General features: G+C 67.8%; 16 protein-coding genes. 10 read left to right on the top strand and 6 right to left on the bottom strand.

Features of this window, described 5'->3' with window-relative positions; translation table 11 throughout:
- The 3 genes from ACXJKR_RS15625 to ACXJKR_RS15615 form a co-directional block, all read left to right on the top strand.
- Positions 1-864 (top strand): ABC transporter ATP-binding protein (locus tag ACXJKR_RS15625; protein ID WP_457323602.1); only part of this gene is annotated, 864 nt, incomplete at its 5' end.
- Entirely contained in the window at positions 861-1,304 is a 444-nt protein-coding gene (gene cynS, locus ACXJKR_RS15620) for a cyanase (protein ID WP_457323601.1), read from the top strand. The genes ACXJKR_RS15625 and cynS, both read left to right, overlap by 4 nt.
- A gap of 1 nt (position 1,305) precedes the next feature.
- Positions 1,306-1,767 carry a nuclear transport factor 2 family protein gene (locus ACXJKR_RS15615; RefSeq protein ID WP_457323600.1) on the top strand — a complete coding sequence of 154 codons (462 nt, stop codon included), beginning with the start codon at positions 1,306-1,308 and terminating at the stop codon, positions 1,765-1,767.
- Here ACXJKR_RS15615 and ACXJKR_RS15610 read toward each other — a convergent pair.
- Genes ACXJKR_RS15610 through modB form a run of 4 tightly spaced genes read right to left on the bottom strand, consistent with a single transcriptional unit; the run spans position 1,764 to position 4,667 of the window.
- Positions 1,764-2,561, bottom strand: a complete 798-nt coding sequence (locus ACXJKR_RS15610) for a TOBE domain-containing protein (protein ID WP_457323599.1) — start codon at positions 2,559-2,561, stop codon at positions 1,764-1,766. The two genes, ACXJKR_RS15615 and ACXJKR_RS15610, sit on opposite strands and share 4 nt — an antisense overlap.
- Positions 2,558-3,259, bottom strand: a complete 702-nt coding sequence (locus ACXJKR_RS15605; RefSeq protein WP_457323598.1) for an ABC transporter ATP-binding protein — start codon at positions 3,257-3,259, stop codon at positions 2,558-2,560. The genes ACXJKR_RS15610 and ACXJKR_RS15605 overlap by 4 nt, the downstream gene beginning before the upstream one ends.
- Entirely contained in the window at positions 3,256-3,987 is a 732-nt protein-coding gene (gene modA / locus ACXJKR_RS15600; protein ID WP_457323597.1) for a molybdate ABC transporter substrate-binding protein, read from the bottom strand. The genes ACXJKR_RS15605 and modA overlap by 4 nt, the downstream gene beginning before the upstream one ends.
- On the bottom strand, positions 3,984-4,667 hold the full coding sequence (gene modB, locus ACXJKR_RS15595) for a molybdate ABC transporter permease subunit (protein ID WP_457323596.1): 684 nt from the start codon (positions 4,665-4,667) through the stop codon (positions 3,984-3,986). The genes modA and modB overlap by 4 nt, the downstream gene beginning before the upstream one ends.
- A gap of 84 nt (positions 4,668-4,751) precedes the next feature.
- On the opposite strand from modB, the gene ACXJKR_RS15590 reads away from it, so the two are divergent.
- Both ACXJKR_RS15590 and ACXJKR_RS15585 read left to right on the top strand, forming a co-directional pair.
- Positions 4,752-5,675: a VTT domain-containing protein gene (locus ACXJKR_RS15590; RefSeq protein ID WP_457323595.1), complete on the top strand. Its 924-nt coding sequence runs from the start codon at positions 4,752-4,754 to the stop codon at positions 5,673-5,675.
- 102 nt (positions 5,676-5,777) lie between these two features.
- On the top strand, positions 5,778-5,954 hold the full coding sequence (locus ACXJKR_RS15585) for a hypothetical protein (protein ID WP_157281608.1): 177 nt from the start codon (positions 5,778-5,780) through the stop codon (positions 5,952-5,954).
- A 59-nt stretch (positions 5,955-6,013) separates the two neighbouring features.
- Here ACXJKR_RS15585 and ACXJKR_RS15580 read toward each other — a convergent pair whose 3' ends face one another.
- On the bottom strand, positions 6,014-6,649 hold the full coding sequence (locus ACXJKR_RS15580; RefSeq protein WP_457323594.1) for a response regulator: 636 nt from the start codon (positions 6,647-6,649) through the stop codon (positions 6,014-6,016).
- Positions 6,650-6,838: 189 nt separating this feature from the next.
- Between ACXJKR_RS15580 and ACXJKR_RS15575 the strand changes: the two genes are divergently transcribed.
- The 4 genes from ACXJKR_RS15575 to ACXJKR_RS15560 are packed head-to-tail and all read left to right on the top strand — an operon-like array spanning position 6,839 to position 8,498.
- The gene (locus tag ACXJKR_RS15575; protein ID WP_457323593.1) at positions 6,839-7,096 is read left to right on the top strand and encodes a hypothetical protein; all 258 of its coding nucleotides are present in this window, start codon (positions 6,839-6,841) and stop codon (positions 7,094-7,096) included.
- Positions 7,093-7,557, top strand: a complete 465-nt coding sequence (locus tag ACXJKR_RS15570; RefSeq protein WP_056197552.1) for a BON domain-containing protein — start codon at positions 7,093-7,095, stop codon at positions 7,555-7,557. The genes ACXJKR_RS15575 and ACXJKR_RS15570 overlap by 4 nt, the downstream gene beginning before the upstream one ends.
- On the top strand, positions 7,550-8,086 hold the full coding sequence (locus tag ACXJKR_RS15565) for a ferritin-like domain-containing protein (protein ID WP_457323592.1): 537 nt from the start codon (positions 7,550-7,552) through the stop codon (positions 8,084-8,086). The genes ACXJKR_RS15570 and ACXJKR_RS15565 overlap by 8 nt, the downstream gene beginning before the upstream one ends.
- 13 nt (positions 8,087-8,099) lie before the next feature.
- On the top strand, positions 8,100-8,498 hold the full coding sequence (locus ACXJKR_RS15560; RefSeq protein WP_457323591.1) for a response regulator transcription factor: 399 nt from the start codon (positions 8,100-8,102) through the stop codon (positions 8,496-8,498).
- A 54-nt stretch (positions 8,499-8,552) separates the two neighbouring features.
- On the opposite strand, the gene ACXJKR_RS15555 is transcribed toward ACXJKR_RS15560, so the two are convergent.
- Positions 8,553-9,056, bottom strand: a complete 504-nt coding sequence (locus ACXJKR_RS15555; protein ID WP_457323590.1) for a hypothetical protein — start codon at positions 9,054-9,056, stop codon at positions 8,553-8,555.
- 225 nt (positions 9,057-9,281) lie between these two features.
- Here ACXJKR_RS15555 and ACXJKR_RS15550 point away from each other — a divergent pair.
- On the top strand, positions 9,282-9,894 hold a 613-nt coding region (locus ACXJKR_RS15550), incomplete at its 3' end, for a BON domain-containing protein (RefSeq protein ID WP_457323589.1).

The raw sequence follows: 9,894 nt of genomic DNA, 5'->3' as shown, positions 1-9,894 counted from the left end.
CAGGTGCAGGGCTTGGCCAAGCGTTATGGCGACGCGACCGTTTTCGATCACGTCAACTTCACGCTGACCGAAGGCGAGTTCGTCTGCATCATCGGCCACAGCGGCTGCGGCAAGACGACCATCCTCAACGTGCTGGCCGGGCTGGAGCAGGCCAGCGACGGCCACGTCTTCATGGCCAAGCGCGAGGTGAACGCGCCAGGGCTGGAGCGCGGTGTCGTCTTCCAGGGCCATGCGCTGATGCCGTGGCTCACGGTGCGTCAGAACATCGCCTTCGCGGTACGCAGCAAGTGGCCCGGATGGAAGCGCGCCGAGGTCGATGCGCAGGTCGAGAAGTACGTCGCCCTCGTCGGCCTGACGCCGGCGTTGGACAAGAAGCCCAGCCAGCTGTCCGGCGGCATGAAGCAGCGCGTGGGCATCGCCCGCGCCTTCGCCATCGAGCCGCGCRTGCTGCTGCTGGACGARCCCTTCGGCGCGCTCGACGCGCTAACGCGCGGCACCATCCAGGACGAGTTGCTGAAGATCTGCGCCGCCACGCGGCAGACCGTCTTCATGATCACGCACGACGTGGACGAAGCCATCCTGCTGGCCGACCGCATCTTGCTGATGGCCAACGGCCCGCAGGCGCGCGTGGCGGAGATCGTCGTCAACACGATGAGCCGTGACCGCCAACGCGCCTCGCTGCACCACGACCCGCAGTTCTATCGCATCCGCAATGACCTCGTCGACTTCCTCGTCGAGCGCAGCGCCACGCTGTCGCATGGCCGCGCGCCGGAGCACCCGCCCGAGGTGCGTCCAGGCCTCGCGCAGACCGCCGAAATCCTTTCCCTCGACACCCACCCCGCCATTCACAGGAGCACCGCATGAGCCGCCTCGAAGTCACCGAAAAGATCATCGCCACCAAGGTTGCCAAAGGCATCAAGTGGGCCGACGTGGCCACTGAGCTCGGCCTCAGCAAGGAGTGGGTCACCGCAGGCTGCCTGGGCCAGATGACCTTCAACGAAGAGCAGGCGGCCAAGCTGGCCAAGGTCTTCGACCTGACCGAGTGTGAGACGCAGTGGCTCAAGGTCGTGCCCTACAAGGGGAGCCTGCCGACCAGCGTGCCCACCGACCCGCTGATCTACCGCTTCTACGAGCTGATCAGCGTCTACGGCACGACCTTCAAGGAGCTGATCCACGAGGAGTTCGGTGACGGCATCATGAGCGCCATCGACTTCAAGATGGACCTGCAGCGCGAGCCGAACGCGGCCGGCGACCGCGTCAACATCGTCATGAGCGGCAAGTTCCTTGGCTACAAAACCTACTGACATGAAGCCGCCGCTTCCACCCTTCACGCCAGAGTCGGCGGTGCAGAAAGTGCGCCTGGCCGAAGACGCCTGGAACAGCCGTGACCCGGACCGCGTCGTCGGCGTCTACACGGACGACACGGTCTGGCGCAACCGCGCCGAGTTCCCGGTCGGGCGCGAGCAGGTGCATGGCTTGCTCACTCGCAAGTGGGCGCGCGAGCTGGACTACCGGCTCATCAAGGAGCTGTGGGCTCACGACGGCCATCGCATCGCTGTGCGTTTTGCCTACGAGTGGCACGACGACTCGGGCTACTGGTACCGCAGCTACGGCAACGAGAACTGGGAGTTCACCGCCGAGGGCCTGATGCGGCGGCGCTTTGCCAGCATCAACGATCTACCCATCGCCGAATCGGCGCGGCTGTTCTTCTGGCCGCTGGGCCGGAGGCCGGATGAGCATCCGAGCCTGAGTGACCTGGGGCTCTAGGCGCGAACGGCCAGCATCACTGCATACGCCTTGAATACGGCCGTTGCCGGTTGGCCCACCGCCAGCGCCAGGCCGTCGACCGCGTCATTGGTGACGCTCGCCGTGACCACCGTGCCGCCCGGCAGCGTCACGCCGATCAGCGACGACACCGCGCCGCGCTCCACGCGCGACACCGTGCCGGCCAGCTGGTTGCGGGCCGACAGCCTGTAGCCGCCGAAATCCGTCACCAACACGATCTCGCTGGACTTCACGAGGGCCAGCGCCTCCTGGCCCGTCTGCACCTGCAGTTCCTGCGCGGCCTCGGTCGTCAGCGAGGCGGTGATTTCCTGGCCGCCGTCCAGCGCGACGCGCACCGTCGTCGTCGACGGGCCGGGGTTCACGCCCGAAATGCGGCCGAAGAACTGGTTGCGGGCGGTGGTCTTCATGCTCATCCTTTTCAGCAGCGCATTGAGCGCCGGTTGGGTGGCCAGCCAGGCGGCCTGTTCGTGCAGGAAGGCGGTGTGACGGGCTTGCAGCTCGCGCCAGGCGGCGAGCAGGGCCTCGCCTTCGGCAGTCAGTCGCGTGCCGCCGCCACCGGCGCCACCCGTGGCCTTGTCGACCAGCGGTGAGTGCGTCAGCGCCGTGGCCGCATCCAGTACCAGCCAGGCGCCCTTGTAGCTGTAGCCGGCGGCGCGGGCGGCCTTCTGCAGCGAGCCGGTCAGCGCCAATGCGGCCAGCAGGTCGAAGAAGCGGCCGTCCAGCCGGCCGGCCAGGCGCAACTCGCCCTGCAGCAGCGGGTGGTCTGGGGTGCTCATAGCAGTCGGGCGCGCAGCTCGGGGTCGTCGGCCCGCAGCCGCTGGCTGACCTGGCCGCCATCGACCAGCACGATCTCGTCGGCCAGCGTCAGCACGTCGTCGGCATCGTGGCTGACCATGACGGCCGGGATGCCCCATTGCGCCAGCACGCGCTGCAGCTCAGCGCGCAGTTCGCGGCGCAGCGAGCTGTGCAGGGCGGCGAAGGGTTCGTCCAGCAACAGCACCTTGGGGTTGCAGGCCAGCGCCCGCGCCAGCGCCACGCGTTGCTGTTGGCCGCCGGAGAGCGTGGCCGGTTTGCTGCGCGCCATTGCCGTGAGGCCGAAGGATTCGATCAGCTCGTCCACCCGCGCCGCGTCCTCGGGCTTCAGCCGCTTGCGCCAGTTCGTCAGACCGAAGGCGATGTTGTCGCGCACGCTGAGGTGGGGGAACAGGGCGTAGTGCTGGAAGAGGTAGCCCACGCCGCGCGCCTCGGGGGGCAGGTTGACGCCGGCGGCGGTGTCCAGTAGCGCGTGGCCGTTCAAGCGCACGTGGCCGGCACGCACTGGCAGCAGCCCGGCCATGGCTTGTAGCGTCAGCGACTTGCCGGCGCCCGACGGGCCGTAGAGCGCGACGAAGGGCGCCTCCGTGGCAAAGGCGACGTCCAGGTCGAAGCGGCGCCGGGCGTCGCTGACTGAGAGTTGCAGGCGAACGTCGATCAAGGTTTGCCGAAACCGTACTTGGCCAGGATGCCCTGGGCTTCGGCCCCGCCGAGGAAAGCGACGAAGTCTCGCGCCAACGCGGCCTGCCGGCTGCCCGCCACGACGGCGGCCGGGTAGGTGATGGGCGTGTGGCCGCCTACCGCCGCGACCACGCGCAGCTTGTCCTTGGCGATCTCGGCGTCGGTGCGGTAGACGAAACCGGCCTCCACCTCGCCGCGAGCGACGTAGTCCAGCACCTGGCGCACGTTGTCGGCGAAGACAAGCTTGGGGCTCACCGCCGACCAGAGCTGTGCGGCCCCCAGGGCCTGCTGCGTGTATCGGCCCACGGGGACGGAGGCCACCTTGCCCACGGCAATGCGTTTCACGGCGGGCAAGGTCAGGTCACCCAGGCGCTTGACGGGGCTGTCCGGCGGCGCCACCAGTACCAGCGTGTTGCTCGCGAAGTCGCGGCGAGTGCCGGTGGCGATGAGCTGTTGGTCGGCACTGCGGTTCATCGTCTCCTGGTCGGCGCTGACGAAGACGTCCACCGGTGCGCCCTGGGCGATCTGCTGCAGCAGCACGCCGGAGGCGGCGAAGTTGAAGCGCAGCGTCGCGCCGGGCTTGACCGCTTCGAAGCGCGGGGCGATCTCCTTGAAGGCGTCGGTCAGGCTGGCGGCGGCCGAGACGGTGAGTTGCTGAGCCGAGACCAGCAAGGGAATGGCGGTCAACAGGAGCAGCAGGCGCTTCATGACGGCGAGCGTTGCAGAAAGCGGTTGGACAGCACGAGGATGGCGACCGAGAAGGCCGACACGACGAGGGCGAGCATCAGCGCCAGGTCGTCGCGCCCGGCCTGCACGGCGTCGTAGATGGCCATGGAGGCGGTCTGGGTCTGGCCCGGAATGGAGCCTGCCACCATCAGCGAGGCGCCGAACTCGCCCATCGCGCGGGCGAAGGCCAGCAGCGTGCCGGCGAGGATGCCGGGCCAGGCCAGCGGCAGCGTCACGCGCAGGAAGGTGCTCCAGCCCGACTGGCGCAGCGTGCGCGCGGCGGCTTCAAGGTTGCGGTCGACCTGGGCGAAGGCGCTGCTGGCACCCTTGAGCACCAGCGGCAGGGCCACCAGCGTCGAGGCGATGACGGCGCCGTGCCAGTTGAAGATGATGGTGTAGTCGAAGTGTTCGCGCAGCCAGCCACCGAGCACGCTGCGCCGACCCATCAGCACGAGGATGCCGTAGCCCAGCACGGTCGGCGGCAGCACCAGCGGCAGCATGCAGATGGCCTCCAGCAGACCCCGGCCCGGGAGCCTGGTGCGCGCGAACACCCAGCCCAGGGCGACGCCCAGTACCAGGGCCAGCGCCGTTGCGACGACGGCCACGCGCAGCGTCAGCGCCAGCGGCGCGGCGTCGAACTGGCTCCAGAGGTCGGTTGGCATGGTGGCGTAATGTAATCAACTACATCACGAATTGCCGGCCGAAGCGTGGACAGGCCACGGCGCACTATGCTGTCAAGCAACGCCATGGAACTGCTGATCGATCTCTTTGCCCGCTACGGCCTGCTTGCCGTGGCCGTCGCCGTGCTGCTGCACCAGCTCGGCGCGCCGCTGCCGTCCACGCCCTTGTTGCTGCTGCTGGGCGCGGAGTCAGCGGCACGCGAGGGCTTCGCGTTGCGCGCCTTCACCGCGATCACGCTGGCCGCGATGGTGGCCAATGTGCTTTGGTTCTGGGCTGGCCGGCGCCTGGGGCGGCGTGTGCTGGCGGCGCTGTGCCGCATTTCCATCTCGCCGGACAGCTGCGTGCGCCAGAACGAGATCAGCTTCGCCCGCCGGGGCGTGCTGACCCTGCTCATCGCCAAGTTCGTGCCGGGGCTGTCCATGCTCGCGCCGCCGCTGGCGGGTGCCCTGGGCATGACAGCGGGGCGCTTCCTGACCTGGAACCTGCTCGGCTCGGCGCTCTGGGCGGCCGCGGGCCTGGCGGCCGGCCGTGTCTTCCACTCGCAGATCGATGCCGTGCTGCGGGAGCTGAGCCAGTTGGGCGGCGCCGCCCTGGCCCTCGGCGCAGCGATCGTCGCCGCCTATCTCGGCTGGCGGCTGTGGCGGCGCGCCGCCGTCCGGCGCGAGTTGAGCCGTCTTGAGCGCCTCGGCCCCGACGAGGTGTTGGCGTTGATGCAGCAGGGCAGCAATGTCGTTTTCGTCGACGTGCGTGGCGTGCCGCTGGCCGGCCGCATTCCCGGCGCGCGCCATCTCGACCTCGGCGCCCTGGGCGATGCGGCCCTGGCAGGCTGGCCGTTGGAGGCGGAGTTCATCACTTACTGCGCCTGTCCCAACGATGTGTCCGCCGCGCGCGCCGCGCAGTGGCTGAAGGCCAGGGGGCACCAGGCCCGTGTGCTGCGAGGCGGCATCGACGCCTGGGCGCAGGCCGGCCATGCCCTCGAAACGGCATGAATTCATGTTCGGCCGGCATTGAGTGGTGGGTGTTGGATATAGTATTTACCCTACAATCGGGTTTACCCTAGATCGACGAGAGGGCCACGAGCCCAAACCAACATGAGCCTGATCCAAAACTTGCTGCAATCTCTGCGCACCGCGCTGACCGTTGACACCGTCTCCGACGTCGAAGAGCGCTATCTGTCCAGCGCCATTGACCACGCCGACCTCGAGCGCCGTATTGCAACCCAATCGCGCGCCTCCATGTCGATGGCACCGATGAACATCGGTCGCTGAGCCAAGCCGGCTTCGCAAAAACGGCCCCGTCAGGGGCCGTTGTCGTTTCCGGGCTGCGCTTACTGGATCAGGCCGTTCTTCAGCGCGTAGTAGGTCAGGTCGCTGTTGGTCTCAAGCTTGATCTTCTCCAGCACCCGGGTGCGGTAGGTGCTGAYGGTCTTGACGCTGAGGAACATGGCCTTGGCCATGTCGCCCACCGTCTCTCCCTTGGCCAGGCGCAGGAAGACCTGCAGCTCACGCTCCGACAGCGACTCGTGCAGCGGCCGGTCGGAGCCGCCCCCGGCGACGCCGTCGGCCAGCAACTCGGCCACGGCCGGGCTGATGTAGCGCCGGCCGCGCGCGACGGTGCGGATGGCATTGGCGATCTCCTCCGGATCGCACTCCTTGTTCAGATAGCCGCTGGCGCCCTGGCGCAGCAGCGCCGTGGCGTAGTGCGTCTCGGGGAAGCCGCTGAGGATGAGGATGGGCAACTCGGGGAAGCGGGTCTTGATGGCCGACAAGGCATCCACGCCGCTCTGCCCGGGCATGGAGATGTCCATCAACAAGACATCGACCTCGCCGGTGCGCGCCAGCTCGAGCGCGTCGCGGCCGTTGCCGGCCTCGCCTGTCACGCGCAGGTCGACGTTTTCGCCGAGGAACTGACGCAGGCCGGACCGCACGATGGCGTGGTCGTCAACGATGCCAATGCGAATCATGTTGCGCTCCGAATCAGTTGTGATAACGAGTAAAGCGTAGCGAGGGCAAACGGCGTGCGCGATCAGCGCTGTCCTACAAGGGGTATAGGCCGGCCGCTTGTCCTACGGGCCCACACGAATGTGGCCGGTAGCCAGAGCCATCGGTTTTTTGCAAAGTCGGCTCAGGTCACGCAGACCATGGAGCGAGTGATGAAAACCCTGGCCGATACCTTGGCCCGTCTCCTCCCGCCGCTTTGGCTGGTGCTGGCCCTCAGCGCCGCACTTGGCGCCGCCTTGCTGACGGCCTTTGTCGACCTCCTTCAACAGAACGTTCGCCGTGGCGAGGAAATGCGCCACTGGCAACGCGTCGGCGTTGTCCGACACCCGATAGGCGCCGTGGCTGCCGCCGCGCCGCAGGCGCAGCCGCCACAGTTGCCCACATCGTTTTCCCAACACCTTCAGCGATGAAGAAAGGACGCATGATGAACCGCATCCCCACCCCCCGCACGCCGCTGATTGCCGCCCTGGCCCTGGTCGCCGCCCTGGCCGCCTGCAGCAAGCAGAACGACGAACGCACTGCCGGCCAGAAGCTCGACGGCGCGATTGCCGACGCCAAGCAGGCCGGTAACGAGGCCAAGACCGATGCCCGCCAAGCCGTGGACAAGGCTGAGACCAAGCTGAAGGACGCGACTGCGGCCGCTGCTGACGCCGCCACCGACGCGACCATCGTCACCAAGATCAACGCCGCGCTGATGGCCGATGACAGGCTCAAGGCCACCAAGATCGACGTGCGAGCCGAGGACGGCCGCGTCACGCTGGTCGGTACGGCCCCCGACGCCGGCTCGCAGGCTCGCGCGACGACGCTGGCCTCCGCCGTGAACGGTGTTCGCTCAGTGGACAACCAGCTCGTGGTGGCACGCAATGGTTGACAAGCAAAGGCCTCTGCAACTGGATGAGGCCGGCCTGGAGGCGGCGCGCGGTCATCTCGATGATGGCGCGGTCACGCCGGCCTACGGGCCGTGGCGTGAAGACATCGTCGGCCTCCTCAACGGTGCTTTGGCCACCGAGCTGATCTGCGTGCTGCGCTACCGCCGGCACCACTTCATGGCCACGGGGCTGGAGTCGCCCAGCATTGCTGCGGAATTTCTCGTCCATGCCGATGCGGAGCTGGGCCATGCCGACCGGCTGGCCGAGCGCATCGTGCAGCTGGGCGGCGAACCCGACTTCAACCCTGTGGGCCTGCCTGAGCGCAGCCACGCGGACTACGACGGCGTCAACGATCTCAAGGCCATGATCAAGTCCAACCTCATCGCCGAGCGGGTTGCTGTCGAGAGCTACCGGCAGATGATCGGCCTCGTCGGGGACAAGGATTCCACGACCCGGCGCCTGCTGGAGGACATCCTGGCTGACGAGGAAGAGCACGCCGACGAGTTGAAGGACTGGATGGCGCGTGCCTGAACTGGAGTTATCCATGCCCGTGTTGCGCGCGTTTCTCGTCGAGAACAGCCCGGTTATCCGCGAGAACCTGGCGGGCACGCTCGAGGAAATGGCCAACGTCGAAGTCATCGGCAGCGCCGGCGATGAGGAGTCGGCCGTGCATTGGATGAGCCGAGAGGCCGCCCAGAAGGCCGATGTGGTCATCGTCGATATCTTCCTGAATTCCGGCAACGGTCTGGGCGTGCTGCGTGCGGCCCAGCGTTTGGGCATGGCGGCGCGCCGCATCGTGCTGACCAATTACGCGACCGAGGACATGCGCCGCCGRTGCGCCACACTGGGCGCAGAGCGCGTGTTCGATAAGTGCCGCCAGCTCGACGAACTGATCAACTATTGCGCCGATCTGGCTGCCGGGCGATCTCCGCAGATGGCGTAGTCAACCCAACCGACGGTCGATGACAGGTGGGCGCTCAGGCGCCCGCTTTGCCGTTCACCAGGTCGCTGAATAGCTAAGCATGACGCGGCGGGCCTGCGGGCGCAACGTCAGCCGGCTTTGTGAACTCAGCTGGTACGAGAACGCACCGCGCAAGCCAGTCAAGCCTTCTCCCTTTGGGCGTTCGAAAGCCATGCGCGATGCCCAGCCGCTGTCACGCTGCCAGACCGGTGTTTCCACACCGCCGCTCAACCTGGTGTTGAAGTTGTAGCTGACGCCAGCCCACAGGGCCTCGCGCACGGCGGCTTGCGGCCCGAGCTGCGCGGGTGAGCGAAGTTGCTGTTCGAGCCCCAGCTGATAGCGCCAGCGCGAGCGTTCGCGCTGGCGACTGAGCCATTGCGGGTCGCGCCAGTTCAGCTCGGGGTCCGATGCGTATTGCGGCGTCGCTTGGCTGGCCAGACCGATACCAGCGCCCATACCGCTACTGGCTGGCGCACCCTGGGCATGAACACCTTGGACGAGAGACAGGCCGAGCAGCGGGAAGAGCAGGCGGAGATTCATGGCGCAGCACTTCAAGGTTTGATGAGTCGGATGATGGGTGGCGAGCTTCATCGGCGGTGTCGGCCTGCGGCAGTAGCAGCTATCGGACAACGGGAAGCCCGCATGCACGCGCCGATGCAGTGGCGCGCGGTCCTACAGCCTGCGACTGCACTCGCTGACGGGTGGGGCCATGGCCGCCAGCCAGACTTGCAGCGTGAGGCCCACCGGGCCCGTCAGGAGATCGCCATGAAACCCGTCACAAGCCCCCACGCCGACGACTGGCGCGCCCGTCTGCCGCCTTATGGTGAGTCCACCGATCCTGCCGTCGCACCGCCCGTACGCCGCTTGCGCGACGACGAGAGACCTCGCAGGCGCTCTAGCGCTGGCGCCTGGCTCCTCGCACTGGGCCTGGGCGCCGCTATCACGGCGATCACCGTTGCCACCCTGCAAGACTCCCGCACCCCGGGCACCCAGCTCGATGACGCGATTGCGAGCGTGCGCAACTTCGGCCATCGCATCGGTCAAACGGTCACGGATTCTCAGAACGCGGCCGTCGAGGCCTCGCGCAGCGCCGTGGACGGCGTTGGCACGGCCATCGATGACACGGGCATCAGTCTCAAGGTCAAGACGGCGCTTGCTGCCGACCCGGCCCTCAGCGCGCCGCGGATTGAGGTGACGACGACAGGCGGCATCGTGCGTCTGGAAGGCCCGGCCCCCGATGCGGCCGCCAAGGAGCGCGCCACGGTGCTGGCCGGAGCCCCACAGGGCGTGCGTGGCGTGGATAACCGCCTGACTCTGCCGCAGGCAGGGCGCGTGGTCGCGGTGGCGGACGGCATGCCCGCCGCGGCCAGTGCGGCGC

This window comes from Roseateles sp. P5_E11 (assembly GCF_054049355.1).
This window is presented reverse-complemented; position numbering and strand designations above follow the sequence as displayed.